Origin of the sequence: Mesorhizobium sp. M3A.F.Ca.ET.175.01.1.1 (assembly GCF_004791945.1) — a bacterium.
Classification (GTDB): domain Bacteria; phylum Pseudomonadota; class Alphaproteobacteria; order Rhizobiales; family Rhizobiaceae; genus Mesorhizobium.
In genome coordinates, this window is sequence record NZ_SRTP01000004.1 from 361,645 (window position 1) to 386,936 (window position 25,292).

General features: G+C 64.5%; 28 protein-coding genes. 20 read left to right on the forward strand and 8 right to left on the reverse strand.

What is annotated here, in order from left to right; translation table 11 throughout:
• Positions 1-6 precede the first annotated feature (6 nt).
• Positions 7-312: an urease subunit beta gene (locus tag EN818_RS13250; protein ID WP_095805422.1), complete on the forward strand. Its 306-nt coding sequence runs from the start codon at positions 7-9 to the stop codon at positions 310-312.
• A gap of 20 nt (positions 313-332) precedes the next feature.
• Here the strand turns inward: EN818_RS13250 and EN818_RS13255 are convergent, their stop codons facing one another.
• Together EN818_RS13255 and EN818_RS13260 are read right to left on the reverse strand one after the other, a co-directional pair.
• On the reverse strand, positions 333-809 hold the full coding sequence (locus tag EN818_RS13255; protein ID WP_095805090.1) for a hypothetical protein: 477 nt from the start codon (positions 807-809) through the stop codon (positions 333-335).
• A 129-nt stretch (positions 810-938) separates the two neighbouring features.
• A complete protein-coding gene (locus tag EN818_RS13260; RefSeq protein ID WP_095805089.1) occupies positions 939-1,316 on the reverse strand; it encodes a hypothetical protein in 378 nt (125 codons plus the stop codon).
• Between the two features lie 164 nt (positions 1,317-1,480).
• On the opposite strand from EN818_RS13260, the gene ureC reads away from it, so the two are divergent.
• From ureC to EN818_RS13295, 7 genes are all read left to right on the forward strand, one after another.
• A complete protein-coding gene (ureC, locus tag EN818_RS13265) occupies positions 1,481-3,196 on the forward strand; it encodes an urease subunit alpha (RefSeq protein ID WP_165350084.1) in 1,716 nt (571 codons plus the stop codon).
• Between the two features lie 106 nt (positions 3,197-3,302).
• Positions 3,303-3,908 (forward strand): glutathione S-transferase family protein, encoded by a 606-nt coding sequence (locus EN818_RS13270; protein ID WP_095805087.1) that lies wholly within the window; start codon positions 3,303-3,305, stop codon positions 3,906-3,908.
• Positions 3,905-4,468 (forward strand): urease accessory protein UreE, encoded by a 564-nt coding sequence (ureE, locus tag EN818_RS13275; RefSeq protein ID WP_095805086.1) that lies wholly within the window; start codon positions 3,905-3,907, stop codon positions 4,466-4,468. The genes EN818_RS13270 and ureE overlap by 4 nt, the downstream gene beginning before the upstream one ends.
• Positions 4,425-5,132, forward strand: coding sequence for an urease accessory protein UreF (locus EN818_RS13280; RefSeq protein ID WP_245454877.1), 708 nt, complete (start codon positions 4,425-4,427; stop codon positions 5,130-5,132). Before ureE ends, EN818_RS13280 begins: the two co-directional genes overlap by 44 nt.
• Entirely contained in the window at positions 5,129-5,569 is a 441-nt protein-coding gene (locus EN818_RS13285) for a DUF3995 domain-containing protein (RefSeq protein ID WP_095805085.1), read from the forward strand. The genes EN818_RS13280 and EN818_RS13285 overlap by 4 nt, the downstream gene beginning before the upstream one ends.
• Entirely contained in the window at positions 5,566-6,240 is a 675-nt protein-coding gene (gene ureG, locus EN818_RS13290) for an urease accessory protein UreG (RefSeq protein WP_095805084.1), read from the forward strand. The genes EN818_RS13285 and ureG overlap by 4 nt, the downstream gene beginning before the upstream one ends.
• A 121-nt stretch (positions 6,241-6,361) precedes the next feature.
• Positions 6,362-7,120, forward strand: a complete 759-nt coding sequence (locus EN818_RS13295) for a class II aldolase and adducin N-terminal domain-containing protein (protein WP_095805083.1) — start codon at positions 6,362-6,364, stop codon at positions 7,118-7,120.
• An 81-nt stretch (positions 7,121-7,201) separates the two neighbouring features.
• Here the strand turns inward: EN818_RS13295 and EN818_RS13300 are convergent, their stop codons facing one another.
• Positions 7,202-7,834 carry an HAD family phosphatase gene (locus EN818_RS13300; RefSeq protein WP_095805082.1) on the reverse strand — a complete coding sequence of 211 codons (633 nt, stop codon included), beginning with the start codon at positions 7,832-7,834 and terminating at the stop codon, positions 7,202-7,204.
• A gap of 121 nt (positions 7,835-7,955) precedes the next feature.
• Entirely contained in the window at positions 7,956-8,975 is a 1,020-nt protein-coding gene (locus EN818_RS13305) for a 1-aminocyclopropane-1-carboxylate deaminase (protein ID WP_095805420.1), read from the reverse strand.
• Positions 8,976-9,114: 139 nt separating this feature from the next.
• Here EN818_RS13305 and EN818_RS13310 point away from each other — a divergent pair, with 139 nt between their 5' ends.
• A complete protein-coding gene (locus tag EN818_RS13310; RefSeq protein WP_095805081.1) occupies positions 9,115-9,591 on the forward strand; it encodes an Lrp/AsnC ligand binding domain-containing protein in 477 nt (158 codons plus the stop codon).
• 124 nt (positions 9,592-9,715) lie between these two features.
• Positions 9,716-10,672, forward strand: a complete 957-nt coding sequence (locus EN818_RS13315) for a sugar-binding transcriptional regulator (protein ID WP_095805419.1) — start codon at positions 9,716-9,718, stop codon at positions 10,670-10,672.
• A gap of 21 nt (positions 10,673-10,693) precedes the next feature.
• Here EN818_RS13315 and EN818_RS13320 read toward each other — a convergent pair whose 3' ends face one another.
• Positions 10,694-10,879, reverse strand: coding sequence for a hypothetical protein (locus EN818_RS13320; protein WP_095805080.1), 186 nt, complete (start codon positions 10,877-10,879; stop codon positions 10,694-10,696).
• Positions 10,880-10,989: 110 nt separating this feature from the next.
• Here EN818_RS13320 and gcvA point away from each other — a divergent pair, with 110 nt between their 5' ends.
• From gcvA to EN818_RS13370, 10 genes are all read left to right on the forward strand, one after another.
• Positions 10,990-11,898, forward strand: a complete 909-nt coding sequence (gene gcvA / locus EN818_RS13325; RefSeq protein WP_095805079.1) for a transcriptional regulator GcvA — start codon at positions 10,990-10,992, stop codon at positions 11,896-11,898.
• 164 nt (positions 11,899-12,062) lie between these two features.
• Positions 12,063-13,373, forward strand: a complete 1,311-nt coding sequence (locus EN818_RS13330; protein WP_095805078.1) for a sugar ABC transporter substrate-binding protein — start codon at positions 12,063-12,065, stop codon at positions 13,371-13,373.
• 140 nt (positions 13,374-13,513) lie between these two features.
• Positions 13,514-14,386 (forward strand): sugar ABC transporter permease, encoded by an 873-nt coding sequence (locus EN818_RS13335; RefSeq protein ID WP_095805077.1) that lies wholly within the window; start codon positions 13,514-13,516, stop codon positions 14,384-14,386.
• A gap of 12 nt (positions 14,387-14,398) precedes the next feature.
• The gene (locus EN818_RS13340; protein WP_095805076.1) at positions 14,399-15,223 is read left to right on the forward strand and encodes a carbohydrate ABC transporter permease; all 825 of its coding nucleotides are present in this window, start codon (positions 14,399-14,401) and stop codon (positions 15,221-15,223) included.
• Positions 15,224-15,264: 41 nt separating this feature from the next.
• Positions 15,265-16,269: an ABC transporter ATP-binding protein gene (locus EN818_RS13345; RefSeq protein ID WP_095805075.1), complete on the forward strand. Its 1,005-nt coding sequence runs from the start codon at positions 15,265-15,267 to the stop codon at positions 16,267-16,269.
• A complete protein-coding gene (locus EN818_RS13350) occupies positions 16,266-17,036 on the forward strand; it encodes an L-iditol 2-dehydrogenase (RefSeq protein WP_095805074.1) in 771 nt (256 codons plus the stop codon). Before EN818_RS13345 ends, EN818_RS13350 begins: the two co-directional genes overlap by 4 nt.
• A 157-nt stretch (positions 17,037-17,193) precedes the next feature.
• Positions 17,194-18,672: a mannitol dehydrogenase family protein gene (locus tag EN818_RS13355; protein WP_095805073.1), complete on the forward strand. Its 1,479-nt coding sequence runs from the start codon at positions 17,194-17,196 to the stop codon at positions 18,670-18,672.
• 18 nt (positions 18,673-18,690) lie between these two features.
• On the forward strand, positions 18,691-19,374 hold the full coding sequence (locus tag EN818_RS13360) for an HAD family hydrolase (RefSeq protein ID WP_095805072.1): 684 nt from the start codon (positions 18,691-18,693) through the stop codon (positions 19,372-19,374).
• Positions 19,371-20,957, forward strand: a complete 1,587-nt coding sequence (locus EN818_RS13365; RefSeq protein ID WP_095805071.1) for an FGGY-family carbohydrate kinase — start codon at positions 19,371-19,373, stop codon at positions 20,955-20,957. The genes EN818_RS13360 and EN818_RS13365 overlap by 4 nt, the downstream gene beginning before the upstream one ends.
• A 170-nt stretch (positions 20,958-21,127) precedes the next feature.
• Complete coding sequence (locus EN818_RS13370) at positions 21,128-22,531, forward strand: MATE family efflux transporter (RefSeq protein WP_095805070.1); 1,404 nt, start codon at positions 21,128-21,130, stop codon at positions 22,529-22,531.
• A 43-nt stretch (positions 22,532-22,574) separates the two neighbouring features.
• Here EN818_RS13370 and EN818_RS13375 read toward each other — a convergent pair whose 3' ends face one another.
• From EN818_RS13375 to EN818_RS13385, 3 genes are read right to left on the reverse strand one after another with little or no spacing between them, the layout of a single operon-like run.
• Positions 22,575-23,378 (reverse strand): ABC transporter permease, encoded by an 804-nt coding sequence (locus EN818_RS13375; protein WP_095805069.1) that lies wholly within the window; start codon positions 23,376-23,378, stop codon positions 22,575-22,577.
• The gene (locus tag EN818_RS13380) at positions 23,375-24,229 is read right to left on the reverse strand and encodes an ABC transporter permease (RefSeq protein ID WP_095805068.1); all 855 of its coding nucleotides are present in this window, start codon (positions 24,227-24,229) and stop codon (positions 23,375-23,377) included. Before EN818_RS13380 ends, EN818_RS13375 begins: the two co-directional genes overlap by 4 nt.
• Positions 24,226-25,260, reverse strand: coding sequence for an ABC transporter ATP-binding protein (locus tag EN818_RS13385; RefSeq protein WP_095805067.1), 1,035 nt, complete (start codon positions 25,258-25,260; stop codon positions 24,226-24,228). Before EN818_RS13385 ends, EN818_RS13380 begins: the two co-directional genes overlap by 4 nt.
• Positions 25,261-25,292: the final 32 nt, after the last annotated feature.

Here is a 25,292-nt window from a genome sequence, read left to right on the forward strand (position 1 = left end):
TTCGTGATGATCCCCGGCGAAGTCGTCACGGCAGAAGGCGAGATCGAGCTCAACAAGGGCCTGCCGACGGTCACGCTGAAAGTCGCCAACAGCGGTGATCGGCCGATCCAGGTCGGCAGCCACTATCATTTCTTCGAGACCAACGCAGGCCTGAAGTTCGCTCGCGAACGCGCGCGCGGCATGCGGCTCGACATCGCCGCCGGCACGGCCATGCGCTTCGAGCCTGGGCAGGAGCGCGACGTGACGCTGGTGCCGCTCGGCGGTAAGCGCGAGGTCTTCGGATTTCAGCAGAAGGTGATGGGCAAGCTGTGAGGTCTGCCCCGATGCTTCGATCACTTCGCCGGCTTGGCAGCCGCGTAGATGACGATCTTGCCGGGATCGTCGAATTCGACGGCGAGGACATCCTCGGTCAGCACGCGGCGGGAATCGATGGCGTTGAACAGCAGCGCGTTCGCCTCGATCTCCTGGCGCAGTTGCGCGACGTCGTCCTTGTGCTGCCGTACCTTGCTCTCGATCGCCGGCGGCGGACCGCCTTCGCTGCGCGCGGCGTCGGTCAGGAACACGATATCGACCTTGTCGAGCTTGGACGTCTTGCGCACCGCGCTGATGTTCTCGCGCGTCCGGTCGATCGCCGAGCTGACTTTTCCGATCTCGGCGTTCGTGCTGGCCTCTTCCTGGTTGACGGCGGAGCCGACGATCCTGTTGACGGTCTCGGTGCTTTCCGGGCCCTGCGCGAAGGCAGGTGTCGCGAGTGCCGCGACGAAGGTCGCGGCGATAAAAGGTCGGCTCTTGAACGGGCTGATCGCCATCGTCCGCTCCTGACAGGGTTCGTTGCGGGGCGCGAGCTGGCGCGAAAAAAGCAAAACGATTCCTCTCGGGCGAAGGTTCCTTGCGTCGTTGGACGGGCGGGCCGAAATCCGACCCGCCCCGGCGCGCGATCAGCTCGCCTTCTTGGTGATCAGGGTCAGCGCCCCGTTCGGCTGCATGCTGGCGGCGATCACCTGCGCCGACGTGATGCCCTTGGCTTCCAGCGCGGACTTCACCTTGGGCGTGGCGTCGATCGACTTGCGCAATGTCTGCAGGCCGGCGTCGCCGCGCTGCGCGACGATCTGGTTGACCTGGGTCTGCGTGTCCTTGGGCAGTTCGGTGATGTCGACGATGCTGACGCTCTGGATGGATGGCACGCCCGGCTGGGCCTTCGGCGTGGCCGGCTCAGCCGGCGCTGGGCGGGGTTGCGGGGTCGGCTGTTGCTGAGCGTTTGCAGCGCCCGCCAGCATCAGGGTGGCGGCCGCGGCCAAGAGTATCGTCTTGCGCATGGATATTCCTTCCATCGGTTGGGCAAACGGTTGTTTTGGGCTGACTCGGCCACCTCAACCGCCAAATGGGTACGCAAAGTGTCGCCGAGCGGGTCATTGCGTGACCATTGGATGGCGACAATGTGCGGCCCAAATTCGATCGAACTTCATTTCGGGAGCAATCGCTGATGGCCAGAATTAGCCGCGCCGCCTATGCGCAGATGTACGGCCCGACCGTCGGCGACAAGGTACGGCTGGCCGACACCGAACTCTTCATCGCGGTCGAGGAGGACTTCACCGTGCATGGCGAGGAGGTGAAGTTCGGTGGCGGCAAGGTCATCCGCGACGGCATGGGCCAGAGCCAGGCCGCGCGGGCTGAGGGCGCGGTCGACACCGTGATCACCAACGCACTGGTCGTCGATGCGCTGGCCGGCATCGTCAAGGCCGACATAGGGCTGAAGGACGGGCGCATCGCGGCCATCGGCAAGGCCGGCAATCCGGACACCCAAGCCGGCGTCACCATCATCATCGGTCCCGGCACCGAGATCATCGCCGGCGAGGGCAAGATCCTGACCGCCGGTGGCTTCGACGCGCATATCCACTTCATCTGCCCGCAGCAGATCGAGGAAGCGCTGATGAGCGGCATCACGACGATGCTCGGCGGCGGCACCGGTCCTGCGCATGGCACCTTGGCGACCACCTGCACGCCGGGTCCCTGGCACATGGCGCGCATGATCCAGTCCTTCGACGCCTTCCCGATGAACATCGGCTTGGCCGGCAAGGGCAATGCCTCCCGGCCGGCAGCGCTCGAGGAAATGGTGCTTGCCGGCGCCTGCTCGCTGAAGCTGCATGAGGACTGGGGCACGACGCCGGCCGCGATCGACTGCTGCCTGTCGGTCGCCGACGCCTATGACGTGCAGGTGATGATCCACACCGACACGCTGAACGAATCGGGCTTCGTCGAGGATACGGTCGCGGCGATCCAGGGTCGCACCATCCATGCCTTCCACACCGAAGGCGCCGGCGGCGGACATGCGCCCGACATCATCAAGGTCTGCGGCCTGCCCAACGTCATTCCGTCCTCGACCAATCCGACCCGGCCCTACACGGTGAACACCCTCGCCGAGCATCTCGACATGCTGATGGTCTGCCACCATCTGTCGCCCTCGATCCCCGAGGACATCGCCTTTGCCGAAAGCCGCATCCGCAAGGAAACGATCGCGGCCGAGGACATACTGCACGACCTCGGCGCCTTCTCGATCATCTCCTCCGACAGTCAGGCCATGGGCCGCGTCGGCGAGGTGGCGATCCGCTGCTGGCAGACCGCCGACAAGATGAAGCGCCAGCGCGGCGCGCTGCCTGAGGAAACCGGCGACAACGACAATTTCCGCGTCCGCCGCTACATCGCCAAATACACCATCAACCCGGCCATCGCGCATGGCCTGTCGAAGGAGATCGGCTCGGTGACGGTGGGCAAGCGCGCCGACCTCGTGCTGTGGAATCCCGCCTTCTTCGGCGTCAAGCCGGAGATGGTGCTGGTCGGCGGCTCGATCGCCGCAGCACCCATGGGCGACCCCAACGCCTCGATCCCGACGCCGCAGCCGATGCATTACCGGCCGATGTTCGGTGCCTATGGCAAGGCGCTGACCAACTCCTCGGTGACTTTCGTCTCCAGGGCCGCCTTCGATGCCGGCCTGCAGGGCAGGCTGGGCGTGGAGAAGGCCATGGTCGCGGTCGAGAACACGCGCGGCGGCATCGGCAAGCGTTCGATGGTGCTGAACGACGCCACGCCGCATGTCGAGGTCGACCCGGAAACCTATGAGGTCCGCGCCGACGGCGAGCTGCTGACCTGCGAGCCGGCGACGGTGCTGCCGATGGCGCAGCGGTATTTCCTGTTCTAACGCTGTTCGATTTGGTCCATCTGCGGCTCTTCGACATCTTCATTTGACCGCCATTGGTCTGACGGCTGGGATGGTCTAGGGTCCGGAAAAAGGCAAAGATTCAACAATGTACAAAGCTGTCGGATCGCGAGGCTCACGGGTCAGCCGTGTGCTGTGGATGCTCGAGGAACTCGGTCAGCCCTACGAGTTCGTCGAGGTCAAGCTGCGCTCGCCGGAGGCCTTTGCGCTCAATCCTTCCGGCAAGGTGCCGATCCTGATCGACGGCGATCTGAGGATCACGGATTCGGCGGCGATCTGCGTCTATCTGGCGGACAAGCATGCGGAAAAGGGCATGGGCGCCGGTCCCGGTCTCGCCGGCCGCGCCGAGATGGATTCCTGGATGCATTTTGCCCAGTCGGAATTCGAGGCGCCGTTGTGGAACAAGCTGCGTCACCGCTTCATCTTGCCCAAGGAGCTGCGGGTCGATGTCGGCCCGGCCGCGGCCCATGATTTCGCTTCCGAGGTGAAGGCGCTGAATCGGCGGCTTGGCGACAAGCCGTTCGCGCTTGGCGACCGCTTCTCGGCCGTCGATGTCCTGCTCGGCGACATGGGCGGTTGGGCACGCGCCGGTCGATTCCCGATCGAATCCGAACGGGTCAAGGCCTATTTTGATCGCGTGCTGTCGCGACCCGCTCGTGCAAGATCGCAGGCTAATGGCGGAGCCATGAAATGAAGCTCAACATCACCACCGATTTCACCAAATTCCCGCGCGCCGTCCGGGTGTTATCCGCCGGGGCGGCGGAAGCGGTGGCACCCTATGACCAGGCCGTGCTGGCGCATGACGAGCGGCATCTGCGCCGCCGCGCCATCGAAACGGCAACTGGCAGCAAGGTGTTGGTCGATCTGCCCGAACCGGTGGCGCTCAACAATGGCGACCGGCTGGTGCTGGAGGACGGCCGGCAGCTCGAGATTATCGCCGCGCCGGAAGAGGTCTACGACGTCCGCGCCCGCGACGCCGTGCATCTGACCGAACTCGCCTGGCATATCGGCAATCGCCATCTCGCAGCGGCGATCGAGGAGGACCGCATCCTCATCCTGCGCGACCATGTCATCAAAGCGATGCTGGAAGGGCTTGGCGCTGTGGTGCGCGAAGTGTCCGAGCCGTTCAGTCCGGTACGCGGCGCCTATTCCGGACATGGTCACGACCATGGCGGCCACGCGCATGACCATCATCACCATCATCACGGTCATGACCGCCATGAGCATGGTCATGATCACCATCACCATGACTGAGCAGCCGTCCGGCATAGCGCTGCTGCGGCTGATGGCCTGGCTGTCGCCGTCCTTTCCGGTCGGGGGCTATTCCTACAGCCATGGTATCGAGCGCGCCGTGCATGACGGGCTGATCTCAGATCGCGACGATCTTGCCGGCTGGCTGGAGACGCTGGTCGAGATGGGCTCCGGTTGGAACGATGCGGTGCTGTTCGCCGAAAGCTGGCGGCGGGCGCGGGACGGCGGCGATCTGGCGGAGCTTGCCACGCTTGCAGAGGCGCTTGCCGGTTCAAAGGAGCGCCACCTCGAAACCATGCTGCAGGGCGCGGCCTTTCTCAAGGCCGCATCCGCATGGCCATGCCCGGCGCTGGAACGCCTGCCGAGCGACTGTCCCTATTGCGTTGCGGTCGGCGCCGTTGCCGGCAGCCATGGCATCGGCCTTGCCGAGGCGCTTTCCGCCTTTCTGCAGGCGTTCTTCTCCAATCTCCTGCAGGCCGCGATCCGGCTCGGCGTCCTCGGTCAGGTTGATGCCACATCATTGTTGGCCGGCTTCGAGCCTTTGGCACTTGCGACGGCGACCCGCGCGGCGAGGTCCTCGCTTGACGATCTCGGCGGCTCGGCCTTCGTGTCGGACATCATGGCCATGCAGCACGAAACCCAATATTCGCGACTGTTCCGCTCATGATCATCCTTGCCTTGATCATCTCCTTGGTTCTGCTTCTGATCACCACGCTGCATGTCTATTGGGGCCTCGGCGGCATCTGGCCGGGCACGGACGCCAAATCCTGCGCCCGTGCCGTCGTCGGCTTTCGCGGCGTCGACGAGATGCCGTCGCCCGTGGCGAGCTTCGCGGTTGCCGCTTGCCTTGCGCTTGCTACGCTCTGGCCGCTGGCGCTCGCAGGTCTATTCGCCACGCCCTTTCCGAGAGAGGGGCTCGCCACCACCGCCTTGCTCATCGGCCTCGTCTTCCTCGGCCGCGGCATAGCCGGCTTCACGCCCTGGTGGCGCCGGCTTGCGCCGGAGCAGCCTTTCGCCCGGCTCGACCAGCGCCTTTATTCGCCGCTCTGCCTGCTGATCGGGGCAGGCTTCGCGGTTCTCGCCATCACGGAGTTTCCGGCATGAGCCAGCCCAACGGTCCCCTTCGCATCGGCATCGGCGGCCCCGTCGGTTCCGGCAAGACGACGCTGACCGAAAAGCTCTGCAAAGCTCTGCGCGACCAGTTCTCGATCGCCGTCGTCACCAACGACATCTACACCAAGGAGGACGCCATGATGCTGGCGCGCCTGCAGGCTCTGCCGGAGGATCGCATCGTCGGCGTCGAGACCGGCGGCTGTCCGCATACGGCCATTCGTGAGGACGCCTCGATCAACCTGCGGGCCATCGCCGAGCTGAACAAGAAGTTCCCCGGCCTCGACATTGTTTTCATCGAATCCGGCGGCGACAATCTCGCCGCCACCTTCTCGCCGGATCTCGCCGACCTGACGCTTTACGTCATCTCGGTCTGCCAGGGTGAGGAGATCCCGCGCAAGGGCGGCCCGGCCATCACCCGCTCCGATTTCCTCATCATCAACAAGAGCGACCTCGCGCCCTATGTGAACGTCAACCTCGACGTGATGGAGGCGGATGCCGCCCGCATGCGCGGCAAACGGCCGTTCGCCTTCACCGATCTATCGCGCGGCAAGGGCTTGCAGGAGGTGATCGACTTCATTGTCGAGCATGGCGGGCTGCAATCGGCGCGGCTTGGAGCGATCCCGGAAAAAATGCACAGCGGTTTTCCGTCCGGAACTGCGTAAAATGACTATTGGAAGCAGCCAGCGTCTTCGGACACCGAACTGCGTGACGGCCTGACCCACCAGTTTGCGGTTGCTGGCCACCGCCTTGCACGGCATGCTCCGGGACACCGGAGGATTTGCGATGAGCCTTGCCCGCCTGCAGAAGACCAACCTGCCTTACTACGAAGAGCGTGTCGATCTCGCGGCCGCCTTCCGCTGGACCGCGCGCCTGAACATGCATGAGGCGGTGGCCAATCACTTCTCGCTGTCCGTCAACGAGGACGGCACCAAGTTCCTGATGAACCCGAACCAGGTACATTTCTCGCGCATCAAGGCGAGCGACCTGCTCCTGATCGACGCCAGCGACCCCGACACGCTGTCCGGCCCCAACGCCCCGGACCCGACCGCGTGGGGCCTGCACGGCGCCATTCATCGCAACGTGCCGCATGCGCGCTGCGTCATGCATGTGCATTCGATCCACGCTACGGTTCTTGCCTCGCTGGCTGACTCGACGCTGCCGCCGATCGACCAGAACTCGGCGATGTTCTTCAATCGCCATGTCGTCGATGCCAACTATGGCGGGCTGGCTTTCGAGGAAGAGGGCGAGCGCTGCTCGCAGCTTCTCAACGACCCAAAGGTCAAGGTGATGGTCATGGGCAATCACGGCGTGATGGTCATCGGCGACACTGTCGCCGACACCTTCAACCGCATGTTCTATTTCGAGCGCGCCGCCGAGACCTACATCAAGGCGCTGTGGACCGGCCGCCCGTTGCGCAGGCTCTCCGACGAGATCGCGGAAAAGACGGCCAGCGAGATGGACGACTATCCCGGCCAGGCCGAGCGCCATCTTTCCGAGCTGAAGGCGATCCTCGACGAGGAGGAGCCCGCCTACCGGAATTGAAGCTTCTTGCTTCTCCCGTCACCATACGGGGAGAAGGTGCCCGAAGGGCGGATGAGGGGCGGTAGCGACCTTGCGACTCGTTCAGAGTCCGAGTTCGGCTCGCAGCTCTTCGGCGCTGTTGATGACGATGGCGCCGGGGGGCCCTTCCATCGGCGCCTCCGGCCAGAAGATCGTCTTCATTCCCGCCGCAAGTCCCGCCATGGCGCCGGTATGGCTGTCGTCGACGGCGACCGCATCCGCCGGATCGACACCGGCGAGGTAGGCGGCGCGCAGGAAGGGCTCCGCATGCGGCTTGCCTTGGCGCACGTCGTTGCGGCTCACCGTATGCATGCCGGGATAGACGAGACCGACCGCGCTGAGATTGGCGTCGACGATCAGCCGGTCGGAATTGGACACCACGGCCTGCTCGATTCCCTGCGCCCGCAATTCGTGGAACACTTCGATCGCGCCCGACCGTGGCCTCAGCGTTTCGGCCAATGGCAGGTAGTGGTCGTATTTGCGCACGATCCAGTCGTCGAAGGGCAGGTCGAGGCCGAACTCGTCGCGCAGCATCTCGTACACCGGCCAGGCGGCGATGCCGAGCACGCGCTCATGCAGGTTGGTCGGCGGCGCGATGCCGACGCTGCGCAGCGCGGCGATCAGCGCCGCCTCGTGCAGCGGCTCGCTGTCGACCAGCGTGCCGTCCATATCCCAGAAAACCGCTCTCGGCGTCATGCAAGGCTCCTTTGCCGATCCCCTTAATGGGTTTCGCCACCGAGATAAACCGCCCTGCCGTCGATTGGCGGGCTGGAAGCGCCTTGATGCTGGAACTGGCTTGGTGACTCAGATCGGCCGGTCAGCCTTCCCGGTAATAGTAGCTGTAGCCGTTGAGTGCCGGCGCGCCGCCGAGATGGGCGTAGAGCACTTTCGAACCTGCCGGGAAGAAGCCCTGGCGTGTGAGATCGATGAGGCCCTGCATCGATTTTCCTTCATAGACAGGGTCGGTGATCATGGCCTCGGTGCGCGCCGCAAGCCGGATCGCCTCGTTGGTTTCCTCCGATGGCACACCGTAGGCCGGATAGGCGTAGTCGGGATTGATGACGATTTCGTCTTCGCGGACCTTGCGGCCGAGGCTGACCAGTTCGGCGGCGTTGTCGACGATCTGACGCACCTGGGCGCGGGTCTGCTCGAGCGTCCCTGAGGCGTCGATGCCGATCACGCGATCCGCCCGGTCCTGCGCGGCGAAGCCGACGATCATGCCGGCCTGGGTAGACCCGGTAACGACGCACACGATGATATAGTCGAACTTGAAGCCGAGTTCCGCTTCCTGTTGCGCCACTTCCTCGGCGAAGCCGATATAGCCCAGCGCGCCATATTTGTGCACCGAGGCGCCCGCCGGAATCGGATAGGGCTTGCCGCCGGCGTCCTTCACCGACTGGATGGCGTCCTCCCAGCTCTTGCGGATGCCGATGTCGAAACCGTCATCGACCAGCCGGCTGTCGGCGCCCATCAGGCGCGTCATCAGGATATTGCCGACGCGATCATAGACGGCGTCGTAGTGCGGCACCCACTTCTCCTGGATGACGACGCACTTCATCCCGAGCTTGGCGGCCGTCGCCGCTACCATTCGCGTGTGATTGGACTGAACGCCGCCGATCGACACCAGCGTGTCGGCGCCCGAGGCGATCGCGTCCGGCACGATATATTCGAGCTTGCGCAGCTTGTTGCCGCCCATCGCCAGGCCGGAATTGCAGTCGTCGCGCTTGGCATAGACCTGCACCTTGCCGCCAAGCGCCGCGGTCAGCCGCGGCAGATGCTCGATCGGCGTCGGGCCGAAAGTGAGCTTGTAGCGTTCGAATTTCTCCAGCAGCGACATCGACCAGGCTCCGAAAAATGACATTTGGAAAGATAAGCAAAAGCTCGCGAAAGGTGCTCTCAATCTTCAAGGGCTCCTTTGCTTGCCAGCTATGCCGTGATACAGATTTCGCAGCATTCGATCATTTGGCAGCCAAATTTTGGAAGAATCTTTCACAACGACTCTCGATCGCGTCGACGTCAGGATTTTGCGCGCGCTTCAGGCGGAAGGCCGGCTCACCAATGCCGAACTCGCCGTGCGCGTGAATGTCAGCCCCGCGACATGCCATCGGCGTACCCAGCGGCTCTTCGAGGAGGGCTATGTCACCGGCGTCAGGGCGGAGGTTTCGCCGGCCGCCGTGGGGCTGGGAACGCTGGTCATGGTCGGCGTCGTTCTCGACCGCTCGACGCCGGAGAGTTTCGCCGCCTTCGAGAAAGCGGTGCTGACCATGAAGGACGTGCTCGATTGCAATCTGGTGGCCGGCGACTTCGACTACCTGCTGAAGATCCGCGTCCGCGACATGGCGGATTTCAACAAGCTGCACGGGCAGAAGCTGATCACGCTGCCGGGCGTCAGGCAGATACGCACCTTCTTCGTCCTCAAGGAGGTCAAGGAGAACGCGCGCCTGCCGTTTTGACGGCCCTATGCGGAGGAACGTCTCCCGCGGCCGCTGCAATTTCAGGCAAGCAAATGCTCTTTCAATAGACAATTGCGCATGGCTGCATTCGCTGTAAGCTATGCGCAGTTTCGGGGAGGCGGACGTGAACGCGCGACAGGAAGCCGGCAGCACAAGGTTGGACGACGCCGCGCGCGCCGGCTGGCTCTATTATGTTGCCGGCAACACGCAGGACCAGATCGCCGCGACGCTGGGTATTTCCAGGCAGACGGCACAGCGTCTCGTGTCGCTGGCCGTCTCCGAAGGGCTGATCAAGGTCAGGGTCGATCATCCGATCGCCAACTGCCTCGACCTCGCTGCACGGCTCAAATCACGCTTTGCGCTCGATCTGGTCGAGGTGGTGCCGAGCGATCCGACCTCGTCCTCGACCACGATCGGCGTCGCCGAGGCGGCCGCCGCCGAGATCGAACGGCGGCTGCGCTCGCCGACGCCCATCGTCATGGCGATCGGCACCGGCCGCACGCTGAAGGCGGCAATCGAGCAGCTTCCGCCGATGGAGTGCCCGCAGCACAAGGTCGTGTCGCTGACCGGCAACATCTCGCCGGACGGTTCGGCGGCCTTCTACAACGTCATCTTCACCATGGCCGACCGCGTCAAGGCGCGCTCCTTTCCGATGCCGCTGCCGGTCATCGCCTCCTCGCCGGAAGAGCGCGAGATGCTGCTCAACCAGCCGATGATCCAGCCGACGCTGGCGCTGGCGGCGGAGGCCGACGTCACCTTCGTCGGCATCGGCGATCTCGGCCCGAAAGCGCCGCTCTATGAGGACGGTTTCATTTCCGAAACGGAACTGAAGGCGCTGCAGAAGGCCGGCGGCGTCGCCGAGATCGTCGGCTGGGTGTTCGATCGCGAGGGTCGCATGATCGAGGGCATCACCAACGACCGGGTGTCGTCGGCCGCGCTGCCTTCGCGCGAGAAGTCCCTGGTCATTGCGCTCGCCATGGGCGAGCGCAAGCTGCCGGGTATCCTGGCCGCCGTGAACCGGCGGCTGGTCAACGGCCTCATCACCGATGAGCGCACGGCGGCGGCCTTGCTCGGGAGCTGATCGCTGATAAAAGAGAGCTGGCTACTTGTGGCGCCCGAGCGGATCGTTGCCGTCGAGAAAGCCCATGTCCCGCTGCAGATGCGGCGACAGTTCCCTGACGTCGATATATCCGCGCCTGCGGCGCGAAAATCGTGAAAACTCGCGCGTCAGCGCGGAAAACCAGCCATTCGCAGGGATCGAAACGAGCTTTTCCTGAAGCGTGGTCATGGTCGTCAGCCTCCGCTAGACTTGAATTGGACGGATCGTCGACCTCAGATATCGGCTCGATTGGCCATTGCTTCCAATCAAACGTCGATCATGACCCATAAAGAGGCCTTATGCCCGAACTCACCGCCCGGCAGAATGTCCAGCTCCCGCCGCTGCAGGCGATCCGGGTGTTCGAGGCGGTGGCGAGGCACCTCTCCTTCACCAAGGCCGCCGAGGAGCTCGGCATGACTCAGGCCGCCGCGAGCTATCAGATCAAGTTGCTCGAGGAGCGCATCGGCGCGCCCCTGTTCCTGCGCCGGCCCAAGCAGATCGAACTGACCGAACCCGGACAGCGCCTGGCACCGGCCGTCAGCGAGGCGTTCGCGCTGCTGAGCGGCGCCTATGCGGCGGCCCGAGCCGGCGCCGACGGCGTGCTCTGCGTCTCCACCTTGCTCACCTTCGCCTCGAACTGGCTGGCGCAGCATCTGGGCTCGTTCCAGGTTGCGCATCCCTCGCTGGCGGTGCGCGTCGACACCTCGAACCGGGTCGTCGATTTTGCCCGCGAGGACATCGACATCGCCATCCGTTCCGGCGGCGGCAACTGGCCGGGAGTGGAAACCCACATGCTGTTCAAGGCCGACTTCACACCGGTGCTGAGCCCGAAGCTCGCGGCCAGCATCGGCGGCGTCAAGGAGCCGGCCGATCTGTTGAAGCTGCCGATCCTCGATCCAGGCGACATCTGGTGGAAGGAATGGTTCGCGCTCGCCGGCCTGCCGACGGAAGAACTCGCCAGCCGGCCTGGCACCAGCATGGGTGCGCAGGCCTACGAGGCGAATGCCGCGATTGCGGGGCAAGGCGTGGCGATCGTCACCAAGGCGTTGTTCCAGAACGAATTCGCCGACGGCCGCCTGATCCAGCCCTTCGACCTGGTCGGCGACGACGGGCATGCCTATTGGCTGGTTTATCCCACGGCGCGGCGCAACGTGCCGAAGATCCGTGCCTTCCGCGACTGGATCCTCTCCGAGATCGCCTCCCAGTAAAGTTCCCGACATCAAGTCAGACCTCGCCCAGCGCCCCTCCGGGCCGCGCGGCGTCGATTTGTGCTGCGATGCAGCATCGATTCCGGCTTGACATAATTCACGCTAAGTGAGTAATTGCCCAAAGCCAAGGCAAATGCTCAACTTGGTTTTAGGGAGGAATTTTGATGAAACTTCGCACGCTCACCCTTGGCCTGTTATCGGCCAGCGCCTTCGCTTTCGCCGCGCATGCCGAATCCATCACCATCGCCACCGTCAACAACGGCGATATGGTCCGCATGCAGACGCTGACCGACGACTTCACCAAGAAGAACCCTGACATCCAGCTCAACTGGGTCACGCTCGAAGAGAACGTGCTGCGCGAGCGCGTGACCACCGACATCGCCACCAAGGGTGGCCAGTACGACGTCATGACCATCGGCACCTATGAGGTTCCGATCTGGGCCAAGCAGAACTGGCTCTTGCCGCTCGACAAGCTCGGCGACGATTACGACGTCAAGGACATCATCCCGGCCATCGCCGGCGGCCTCTCGGTCGACGGCAAGCTCTATGCGGCGCCCTTCTACGGCGAGAGCTCCTTCGTCATGTATCGCAAGGACCTGATGGAGAAGGCCGGGCTGAAGATGCCCGACGCCCCGACTTGGGACTTCATCAAGCAAGCCGCTGACAAGATGACCGACCGCGCCAACGGCGTGAACGGCATCTGCCTGCGCGGCAAGGCCGGCTGGGGCGAGAACATGGCCTTCCTGACCGCCATGTCGAACTCCTTCGGCGCCCGCTGGTTCGACGAGAACTGGAAGCCGCAATTCGATCAGCCGGAATGGAAGAACACGCTGCAGTTCTATGTCGAACTGATGAAGGCCGACGGCCCGGAGGGCGCTTCATCCAACGGCTTCAACGAGAACCTGGCGCTCTTCCAGCAGGGCAAGTGCGGCATGTGGATCGATGCCACCGTCGCCGCTTCCTTCGTCTCCGATCCGAAGGCCTCCAAGGTCGCCGACAAGGTCGGCTACGCGCTGGCCCCCGATACCGGTCTCGGCAAGCGCGGCAACTGGCTCTGGGCCTGGTCGCTGGCTATCCCCGCCGGCACGCAGAAGGCGGATGCGGCGCAGAAGTTCGTCTCCTGGGCGACGTCGAAAGGCTATCTCGAGCTGGTCGCTTCGAAGGAAGGCTGGGCCAACGTTCCGCCGGGAACGCGAACCTCGCTCTACAACAATCCGGAGTACCAGAAGGCGGCGCCGTTCGCGAAGATGACGCTGGACTCCATCAACGCTGCCGACCCGACGCATCCGACCGTCAAGCCGGTGCCCTATGTCGGCGTGCAGTTTGTCGCCATCCCTGAATTCCAGGGCCTCGGCACCACCGTCGGCCAGCTCTTCTCGGCAGCCCTCGCCGGCCAGTCGAGCGTCGACGACGCGCTGAAGCAGGCCCAGGACGCAGCCACCGCGGCGATGACCGAAGGCGGCTACATCAAGTAAGGCTCCTCCCGGTGCCGAACGCCGGTAGCGCATCATGACCGGCAACGGCCGCCCGAAACCCAGTTCGGGCGGCCACCTTCGCAGCTGAAAAATACTGGCACGGCTCTGAAAATCTGGCTGACCTTTGGAGGGTGACCGTCATGGCTACTCAGCAAACCCGTTCGCTTGCCCGTTTCATGATGGCGCCATCGGTGATCCTGCTGTTCATCTGGATGATCGTGCCGCTGGTCTTCACGCTCTGGTTCTCGTTCCTCCAGTACAACCCGCTCAATCCGATCCGCGATGGGTTCGTCGGCTTCGCCAACTACAAGCTCTTCTATTCCAACCCGGCCTTCCTGCAGTCGATCCTGAACACGCTCACAATCGTCGTCAGCGTGCTGGCTATCACCGTGATCGGCGGCATCCTGCTGGCCTTGCTCCTGGACCAGCCGATGTGGGGGCAGGGGATCGTGCGCATCCTCGTCATCTCGCCCTTCTTCGTCATGCCGCCGGTCGCGGCTCTGGTCTGGAAGAACATGATCATGCATCCGCAATACGGCGTCTTCGCCGATATTGCGCGCTTCTTCGGCATGCAACCGATCGACTGGTTCGGTCAGCACCCGCTGACAGCGGTCATTCTGATCGTCGCCTGGCAGTGGCTGCCCTTCGCGACGCTGATCCTGCTCACCTCGCTGCAATCGCTTGACGGCGAGCAGAAGGAGGCGGCCGAGATGGACGGCGCCGGCTTCATCAGCCGCTTCATCTATTTGACGCTGCCGCACATGTCGCGCGCCATCACCGTCGTGATCCTGATCCAGACCATCTTCCTGCTCTCGGTCTATGCCGAGATCCTGGTCACCACCAATGGCGGTCCGGGCTACGCCTCCACCAACCTGCCCTTCCTCGTCTATCAGAAGGCGCTTTTGGAATTCAAAATCGGCCAGGCATCCGCCGGTGGCGTCATCGCCGTCATTCTCGCCAACATCGTCGCCTTCTTCGTCATGCGCGCCGTCGGCAAGAACCTGGACAAGTAAAGGGAGGATAGGATGGCACGCGCAGTCACCACCCAGCACAAGACGATCGCCACGGCCGCGGCCTGGATCGTCGCCCTGCTGATCTTCTTCCCGATCCTTTACACGATCATCACCTCGTTCAAGTCGGAGCAGGAGGCGATCCAGGGCTTCGCCCTGTTCCCGTCCGGCACCACCGAAAGCTATGCCGAGGTGCAGGCGCAGAGCGGCTATTTCAAGTTCTTCCTGAACTCGGTGATCCTGTCGGTCGGCTCGACCGTGCTGGCGCTGCTGATCGCGATCCCCGCGGCATGGTCGATGGCCTTCTCGCCGACCAAGCGCACCAAGGACATCCTGATGTGGATGCTCTCCACCAAGATGATGCCGGCGGTCGCGGTGCTGTTTCCGATCTACCTGATCTTCCGCGACACCGGCCTGCTCGACAGCCGCGTCGGCCTGACCGTGATGCTGATGCTGATCAACCTGCCGATCGTGGTCTGGATGCTCTACACCTACTTCCGCGAGATCCCGGGCGAGATCCTCGAAGCGGCGCGCATGGACGGCGCCTCGCTGTGGAACGAGATCATCTATGTGCTGACGCCGATGGCGGTGCCCGGCATCGCCTCGACCATGCTGCTCAACATCATCCTGGCCTGGAACGAGGCGTTCTGGACCATCCGTCTGACCACCACCGACGCCGCGCCCCTCACGGCCTTCATCAGCTCCTTCTCCAGCCCGCAAGGCCTGTTCTGGGCCAAGCTCTCGGCGGCCTCGACGCTGGCGATCGCGCCGATCCTGATCATGGGCTGGTTCAGCCAGAAGCAGCTGGTGCGCGGCCTGACATTTGGCGCGGTGAAGTAACAGCGCCGCAAGCGGCGGACGAAATCCCCGGGGAGGAAACCATGGGAAATATCACGCTCAAGAACGTCTCCAAGTCCTTCGGGTCGACGACCATCATTCCGAATATCGACCTCGTCATCGAGGACGGCGAGTTCGTCGTGTTCGTCGGGCCGTCGGGCTGCGGCAAGTCCACGCTGCTGCGTCTGATCGCCGGTCTCGAGGACACCAGCGGCGGCACGATCAGCATCGATGGCCGCGACGTCACCCGCGAGGCGCCGGCCAAGCGCAAGCTTGCCATGGTTTTCCAGTCCTACGCGCTCTATCCGCATATGACGGTGGCCAAGAACATCGCCTTCCCGCTGAAGATGGCGGGCGAGGACCAGGCAACCATCGACAAGAAGGTGAAGGACGCCGCGCGCGTCTTGAACCTCACCAACTATCTCGAGCGCCGTCCGGGCCAGCTCTCCGGCGGCCAGCGCCAGCGCGTCGCCATCGGCCGCGCCATCGTGCGCCAGCCTTCGGCCTTCCTGTTCGACGAGCCGCTGTCCAATCTCGACGCGGCGCTGCGCGGCACCATGCGGCTGGAGATCAGCGAACTGCATCATCAGCTGAAGACGACGATGATCTACGTCACCCACGACCAGGTCGAGGCCATGACCATGGCCGACAAGATCGTCGTGCTCAATGCCGGCAACATCGAGCAGGTCGGCTCGCCGATGGAACTCTACAAGACGCCGAAGAACCTGTTCGTCGCCAGTTTCATCGGCTCGCCCAAGATGAACCTCATCGAAGGCGCGCCGGCCGACAAATACGGCGCCAAGACCATCGGCATCCGGCCGGAGCACATCAACATCTCGACCACGGCCGGCGACTGGAAGGCGACGGTCGGCGTTGCCGAGCATCTCGGCTCCGACACCTTCCTGCATGTCCAGACCGACGGCATCGGCACAATCAATGTGCGCGCCGACGGTGAGGTCGCGGTGAAGCACGGCGACACCGTCTATCTGACGCCCGACAGGGCCAAGCTCCATCGCTTCGGCGCCGACGGGAAGGCGCTCCTGCAATGAGGCTGAAAGGCAAATCGGCGCTGATCACCGGATCGGCGCGCGGCATCGGCAAGGCCTTCGCCGAAGCCTATGCGCGCGAAGGGGCAACTGTGGCGGTTGCCGATATCGATCTTCAGGCCGCGGAGAAGACGGCGGCCGGGATCGGAGGGAAGGCCTACGCCTTGAAGCTGGACGTCACCGACCAGGCCTCGATCGATGCCGCGGTGCAGGCGGTCGAGGCGAGGGCCGGCGGTCTGGACGTGCTGGTCAACAACGCGGCGATCTTCGATCTGGCGCCGATCGTGGAGATCACGAAGGCGAGCTATGAGAAGCTGTTCGCGGTCAATGTCGCCGGCACGCTGTTCATGCTGCAGGCCGCCGCCCGCTCGATGATCGCGGCTGGCCGGGGCGGCAGGATCATCAACATGGCGAGCCAGGCCGGCCGGCGCGGCGAGCCGCTGGTCGCCGTCTACTGCGCCACCAAGGCCGCGGTCATCTCGCTCACCCAGTCGGCCGGGCTCGACCTGATCAAGCATCGCATCAACGTCAACGGCATCGCCCCCGGCGTCGTCGAGAGCGACATGTGGGATCAGGTCGACGCGCTGTTCGCCAAGTACGAGAACCGGCCGAAGGGAGAGAAGAAGCGCTTGGTCGGCGAAGGCGTGCCTTACGGCCGCATGGGCAAGCCGGAGGACCTCGCCGGCATGGCCGTGTTCCTGGCCAGCGACGAGGCCGAATACATTGTCGCCCAGACCTACAACGTCGATGGCGGCCAATGGATGAGTTGAAGCGGATGAGTTGAGGGGGAAGGTGCTTCTCTCTTCCTCCGGAGAGAATGCGCCGCGGGGCTGGTGAGGGGCAGCGCGGAACAACCGCGCCGTCCCTCACCGCTCTCCCGATCGAGACGGAATTGTTGGGCTGCAGATCGGCCGAAGGGTAAGCAAGATGACCGTGAAACTCTCTTCCTCCAACCTCGCAACGCTTCCCTCGAAGGTTTCCGGCCCGAAATACGACCGCTCCTCGCTGAAAGCCGGCATCGTGCATTTCGGCGTCGGCAACTTCCACCGCTCGCATCAGGCCGTCTATCTCGACGACCTGTTCAATTCCGGGCTCGGACATGACTGGGCGCTGATCGGCGCCGGCGTGTTCGAGGGCGAAAAGCTCGGCCGTGCCAGGCTCGAGGAGCAGGACTGGCTGACCACGGTGGTCGAGCAGGACCAGGGCCATATGAGCGCCCGCGTCACCGGCGCCATGATCGACTTCCTGATGCCCGGGGATGCAAACGCGATCGTCGAGCAACTCGCCGATCCCGCGATACGGATCGTCTCGCTGACCATCACCGAAGGCGGATATTTCATCGATCCAGCCTCCGGCAAGTTCAACCCGGCCCATCCCGACATCGTTGCGGATGCTCAGCCAGGCGCGGTGCCGAAAACCGTCTTCGGCATCATCCTTGCCGGATTGCTGCGCCGGCGCGCCGACGGCATCGTGCCCTTCACCGTCATGTCCTGCGACAACATCCCTCACAATGGCCATGTCACTTCCGATGGCGTCATCGGCCTTGCCCGGCTGATCGACGAGGACCTGGCCGACTGGGTGCGGGACAAAGTCGCCTTCCCGAACGGCATGGTCGACCGCATCACGCCGGCCACCACCGACCGCGAGCGCGGCATCCTGGCCGGCGACTTCGGGCTGGACGACAACTGGCCGGTCTTCTGCGAGCCGTTCAAGCAATGGGTGCTGGAAGATCATTTCACCGCCGGCCGCCCGCCGCTTGAAAAGGCCGGCGTGCAGTTCGTCAAAGACGTCGCGCCCTATGAGCTGATGAAGATCCGCATTCTCAATGGCGGGCACGCCACCATCGCTTATCCGGCCGGGTTGATGGACATCCATTTCGTTCACGAGGCGATGCAGGAGCCGCTGGTGCGCGGCTTCCTCGCCAAGCTGGAGCGCGACGAGATCATCCCGACGGTGCCGCCGGTGCCCGACACTGTGCTGGAGGACTACTACCAGCTGATCGAACGCCGCTTCTCTAACCCGAAGATCGGCGACACCATCCGCAGGCTGTGCCTCGACGGCTCCAACCGGCAGCCCAAGTTCATCATCCCGACTATTGCCGACCGGCTGAAGGCGGGAAAAAGTATCACCGGCCTGGCGCTGGAATCGGCGCTCTGGTGCCGCTACTGCTTCGGCACCACCGACAGCGGCGCCGTCATCGAGCCGAACGATCCGAACTGGGACCGGATGCAGGCGAGCGCGAAAGCCGCCAAGGATGCGCCCGGCGCCTGGCTTGCCATGGAGGACATCTACGGCGATGTCGGCCGCTCCGCCGGCTTCGCCGGAGCCTTCGCCCATGCGCTGAACGCGCTGTGGGCGAACGGCGCGCGCGAAACCTTGACGCGCTATCTCGCCGGCAAGCTCTGAGTCCTGGAAACAGCCGGGATGACGCCCGATCTGGTCATCTTCGACTGTGACGGCGTGTTGGTCGATAGCGAAGCGCTGTCCGTCTCGGCGCTGCTCGACATGATCGAGCTTGCCGGCGGCACGGTCAGCGAAGATGCCGCCTATGAGCATTTCCTCGGCAAAAGCATGAAAAGCGTGCGCGAGATCCTCGGCCGCGATTTCGGGCTCGAAATCAGCGACCAGCACCTGACCGCCATGCGCTCCGAGCTGATGCGCAAATTCAGTGAGGAACTAGCGCCGATCCCCGGCATCAAGGAGATCCTGCCAAGGCTTGGTCTGCCTTATTGCGTCGCCTCTTCCGGCACGCTGGAGCGTATCCGCTACGCGCTCGACGTCACCGGCCTGCTGGCGTTGCTGGAGCCGCATCTTTTCAGCGCCGCCATGGTCAAGCGCGGCAAGCCGGCGCCGGATCTGTTTCTCCATGCCGCCGCCGCCATGCGCGCGCATCCGCGCAAATGCCTGGTCATCGAGGATAGCCCGGCCGGCATCGCGGCGGCACGGGCGGCCGGCATGCGGGTCTTTGCCTTCACCGGCGGTTCGCATGCCGACAACCCCGCCTTGAAGGCGCGGCTTGCGTCGACGGAACCGGACTCTATATTCGCTGACATGCTGCAATTGCCCGATCTGATTGCAGGCCTGGGAGCGAGAGTAAAAGCATCTTGACGACGAGTTTCGTTTGCGCGGTCGATGTCGGCACCGGGAGCGCTCGCGCGGGCATTCTCGACTCTGCCGGCAACCTGTTGGGGCGTGCCGAGCGGCCGATCGCCATGCACCAGCCGAAGGCCGATCACGCCGAGCATGATTCGCAGGATATCTGGTCGGCCGTCTGTGCCGCCGTACGTGCGGCGCGCGACAAAGCGAATGTCGCTGCCGCCGATATCGTCGGCATTTCCTTCGATGCCACCTGCTCGCTGGTCGTTCGCGACAGGCAGGGCGGCCAGCTCAGCGTCTCGGTCAGCGGCGAGAAGCGCTGGGACACCATCGTCTGGCTCGATCATCGCGCCATCGCCGAGGCCGACGAATGCACCAGGAGCGGCCATGCCGTGCTCGGCTATATCGGCGGCGTGATGTCGCCGGAGATGGAAACGCCGAAGCTGATGTGGCTGAAGCGCAACCTGCCCGGGACATGGAACGAAGCCGGCTATCTGTTCGATCTCGCCGATTTCCTGACCTGGAAGGCGACCGGCTCGCTCGCCCGCTCGCAATGCACGCTGACGGCCAAATGGACCTATCTCGCGCATGAGGAAACCGGTTGGCGACGCGATTTCTTCGCGCTCGTCGGCCTCGATGATCTCTTCGAGCACGGCAGCCTTCCGGAAAAGGCGAGCCCGGTCGGCGCCGATATCGGTCCGCTGACAGCGCAGGCCGCGGCCGAGCTCGGCCTGACCGAAAAATGCCGGGTCGGCGCAGGTCTCATCGACGCCTATGCCGGCGCGCTCGGTGTCCTCGGCGGCTTTGCCAGCGACGAGACGAATATCAGCCGTCATCTGGCGCTGATTGCCGGCACCTCGTCCTGCGTCATGGCGATGTCGCGGGACCCGCAGCCTTTCGACGGCGTCTGGGGGCCGTATTACGGCGCGGCCTTGCCGAAGCTGTGGCTGTCGGAGGGCGGCCAGTCGGCAACGGGCGCCTTGCTCGACCACATCATCCGCTGGCATGGCGCCGGCGGCGAGCCGGATGCGGCGATGCATGCCAGGATCGCCAGGCGCGTCACCGAGCTGCGCGCCGCGGAAGGCGAGGCGCTGGCGGCGCGGCTGCACGTCCTGCCGGATTTCCACGGCAACCGCTCGCCGCTTGCCGACCCGCACGCGGTCGGCGTCGTGAGCGGACTGACGCTGGATTCCTCCTTCGACAGCCTGTGCAGGCTCTACTGGCGCACCGCCGTCGGCATCGCGCTCGGCGTGCGCCATGTGCTCGAAGCGTTGAACGAGAACGGCTACCTGATCGACACGCTGCATGTCACCGGCGGCCACACTAAGAATCCGCTGCTGATGGAGCTTTATGCCGATGCCACCGGCTGCACCGTCATCGAGCCGCTGGCCGACGAGGCGGTGCTGCTCGGCACCGGCATGGTGGCGGCGACAGCTGCCGGTCTCTACCCCGACCTGAACGCGGCCTGCGTTGCCATGCAGCAGGGCGGCAAGACGCGTGCCTCGAACCCCGCCGCAGCCCCGCGCTTCGATCGCGACTACCGCATTTTCTTGGAAATGCACCGGCAGCGGCGCGCGCTCGACGCAATAGAATAGCGGACTTTCGCCGCCGGCCCACTCCCGCTGGCTCAATGGCTGGGCGCTCCTCCTGCTTGCCATTATGTCGCGTTTCGTTCACAAGACGACGCAAACGGCGCCCATTTTCGCCGTTTGCCTTGCGGCTTCCGGGCCTTTGTCCCGATGCGCCGCGGTCGGAAGAGCGGAAAATGTCTGTGATCGAAGCCGGCGCTCGCGCGCCGGAAAATCTTTGGCGTCAGGAAATCAGGGCGACGCTGGCGCTCGCCTGGCCGATGGTGCTCACCAATCTCGGCCAGACTGCCATGACCGCCACCGACGTCATGATGATGGGCCGTCTTGGCCCCGATACGCTGGCGGCCGGCGCGCTTGGCTCCAACATCTATTTCATGCCGCTGATCTTCGGGCTCGGCCTGATTTTGGCGACCTCGCCGATGATGGCGACGGAACTCGGTCGCCATCGCCATTCGGTGCGCGACCTGCGCCGCACCGTGCGCCAGGGTCTGTGGCTGGCGATCCTCGTTTCGGTGCCGATCTGGATCTTCCTCTGGCATGGCGAAGAGGTGCTGTTGGCGATGGGCCAGAAGCCGGAGCTGGCGCATCAGGCGGGCGTCTACCTGCATTGGCTGCAATGGGCGGTGCTGCCCTTCTATGGCTATATCGTGCTGCGCTCCTTCATCTCGGCGCTGGAGCGGCCGGGCTGGGCGCTGGCCATCGTCTTCGTCGCCGTCGCCTGCAACGTCTTCTTCAACTGGGTCTTCATGTTCGGCAATCTCGGCGTCCGCTCGATGGGCATTGCCGGATCCGGCCTTGCCACCACATTATCCAGCACGCTGATGTTTGCCGGCTTGGCGGCGGTGGTGATGCTGGAAAAGAGGTTCCGCCGCTATCGCCTGTTCGGCCGTTTCTGGCGCTCCGACTGGCCCCGCTTCAAGGGTCTGCTTCGGCTTGGCCTGCCGATCGCCGGCATCCTCGCCTTCGAGGTGACGATCTTCAACGCCGCCGCACTCCTGATGGGCCTGATCGATGCGGACTCGCTGGCCGCGCACGCGATCGCCATTCAGATCGCCTCGATCAGCTTCATGGTGCCGCTCGGCCTCAACCAGGCGGTGACCGTGCGTGTCGGTCTCGCCCATGGCGCCGGCAATCCGCACGGCGTGTCGCGCGCCGGCTGGACCGCCTTTGTCATGGGCGTGTCCTTCATGGCGCTGATGGGGCTGGTGATGATCCTGTGCCCGCATCTTTTGATCAGCGCCTTCATCGACCTCGCCGATCCGGCCAATGCCAGGGTGATCACGCTTGCGGGGTCGTTCCTGGCCTTTGCGGCGCTGTTCCAGATCTTCGACGGCGCGCAGGCCGTCGCCGCCGGCATGCTGCGCGGCCTGCACGACACCAAGGTCCCGATGATCTATGCCGCGATCGGCTATTGGGGCATCGGCCTGCCGCTCGGCGTGCTGCTCGCTTTTCGTTTCGGCCTCCAGGGCGTCGGCATCTGGATCGGCCTGTCGTCGGGACTTGCCGTCGTCGCTGCCCTGCTGCTGGTGCGCTGGCTGCGGCGCGACCGCATCGCGCCTGCACTATCCTTCGGGCATTGAGAAACAAACGGCCGCGAGCCAACCCGCAGCCGTTTTCGTCTGGTCAGCTGCCGTCGGACGACATCGCGCCGAGCAGCCTGCGGATGTCGCCGAACCGCGCGATCGCGCCGAACACCAGCGCCGCCACCGCCACGAAGAACACCGACACCGCGGCCATGGTCGGCGTGTAGCCGTAGCGCAGCGCGTTGAAGATCTTGATCGGCAGGGTCTCGGTGGTGAAGCCGATCGTCATGTAGGCGACGATGTATTCGTTGAGCGACAGCACGAAGGCGAAGGCGTAGCCGGAGACGAGGTAAGGCAGGATCAGCGGCAGCACCACGGTCTTCAGCACCTTGCGGTCGTCGGCGCCCATGGTGGCGGCGGCCTCGACCAGCGAGCGGTCGATCGAGGCAAAGCCCAGCGACAGCGTCACCAGCGGCAGCGTCACGAAGAAGATCGCGTGGCTGATGATGGCGGTGAAGAACTGGCCGAACAGACCGACCGTCGCCCAGAAGCTGAGGAACCCGAGCGCCGTGATCACCGGCGGCAGGATGAAGGGCGCCAGCCCGAGCACCTGGAATATGTTCGCCCAGGGCGCGATCCGGCGCCACAGGAACCAGGCGAGCGGCAGCGCGATAGCGACTGCGATCGCCGCCGAGCACACCGCCAGTGTCACCGAATGGATCAGCGCCAGCCGCCATTCCGGATCGGTGAAGATCTGCGCATACCAGGCGAGCGAGAAGCCGACCGGCGGGAAGGTGAGTTCCTGCCGCGAGTTGATCGAGACGCCGGCGACGACGATGAGCGGCGCCGCCAGGAACAGCGCGACGACGGTGAAGTAAAGGCGGCGAAGCCAGGTGGCGGTCATAGCGCGTTCTCCTTGCGTCCGACGAGCAGCGTCATGCCGACCAGCGCCAATGAGATCAGCACCAGGAACACCGCCATCGCCGCCGCGAACGGCATGTTGGACTGGTAGATCGCCTGGTCGGTGATCAGCACCGACAGCGTCCAGTGCTGCGGCCGCCCGAGGATCTGCGGCAGCAGATAGGAGCCGAGCGCGAAAACGAAGACCATGATCAACGTCGCCACGATTGTGTTCCGGAGCGCCGGCGCAACGACGTTGAAGAAGGCCCTCACCGGCGAGGCGCCGAGCGTGCGCGCCGCCTCGAGCAGGGTCGGATCGAGGCGCACCAGCGCCGGGTAGAGCACCAGGATCGTGTAGGGCAGCGCCTGGTAGACCATGCCGGTCAGCACCGCGCCGAAGGTCGGCAGCAGCGCCACCGGCTTGTCCATCAAGCCGATCGCCACGAACAGGTTGGTGATCCCCGCGGTGCGCGAGAACAGCGTCGACCAGGCGAAGCCGATGATGACTTCCGACAGCGACAGCACCGAAAGCAGCCCGACCAGCCACAGGGTCTGCACATGGCGCGGCCGCTTGGTCAGGAGATAGGTGAAGGGAAAGGCGATCGCCACGCAGCAGACGGCGACCAGCACCGCCAGCATCAGCGAGAAACCGAGCACGCCGCCGAAGAAAGCGGACAGGAAGCGCGCGTAGTTGTCGATGACGAAATCCGGCGTGTAGAAGCCCGAGGGATTGCGCCTGAAGAAGCTCACCACGATCATCGTTGAGAACGGGATGACGAAGAAGATGATCAGCATCAGGCCCGGAAAGAACAGCGGCGTGTAGTCGGCTACCGACTTGGGGGTGTCGCGTCTCATGAGCCGAGCACCACGCAGCTTTCGGGCGGCAGCACGACGCCGACCTTGGCGCCGACCGGCACATCGTGACGCTGACGCGGTGTCGTCACCGCGACGATGCTGGTGCCGCCGACATCGATGAAGGTCTCGATCGTGCCGCCGAGATCGCGCACGAAGCTGACCTCGCCGTTGATACCACTGCCGGGCTTGCCCAGATGCACATCCTCCGGCCGGATCGACACCGAGGCTGTGCGCCACCCTGCCGGCATCGTGAGGCCTGGAATGGCGGTGCCGAGGATGGTGGTGCGCCCGGCGCTGTCGACCTCCGCCGGCAGCAGGTTGGTGATGCCGATGAAGTCGGCGACGAAGGCGTCGGCCGGCTTGCGGTAGATCTCGATCGGCGGCGCCGCCTGCAGGATTTTGCCGTGGCCCATGACCACGACGAGGTCGGCCATGGTCATGGCCTCGCGCTGGTCGTGGGTGACGACGATGGTGGTGATGCCGAGCCGCTGCTGCAGCTGGCGCAGTTCCACCTGCATTGCCTCGCGCAGCTTGGCGTCGAGCGCCGACAGCGGCTCGTCGAGCAGGAACAGCTTTGGCGACAGCGCCAATGCCCGGGCGATCGCCACGCGCTGGCGCTGGCCGCCCGACAATTTCGTCACCGGCCGGTCGGCGAAGCCGGGCAGATGGATCAGTGCCAGCAACTCGTCGACGCGCTTGCGCTGCTCGTCCTTGGAAGCGCCGCGGATGCGCAGCGCGTAGGAGATGTTGTCGCCGACCGACAAGTGCGGGAACAGCGCCAGCGACTGGAACACCATGCCGAGATTGCGCTTGTGCGTCGGCAGCGGCGTGATGTCATCGCCGTCGAGCAGGATGGCGCCGCTGGTCGGTTCTTCCAGCCCGGCGATCATGCGCAGCAACGTGGTCTTGCCGCAGCCCGATGGCCCGAGCAGGCACACGAAAGTGCCGTGCGGGACGTTCAGCTGGATATTGTCGACGGCGGCGAAGTTGCCGAATTTCTTGGTGATGCTGTTGATGTTGAGGCCGGACATGGCTCACCCCTCGTTGAACTGCGAGGACCGCC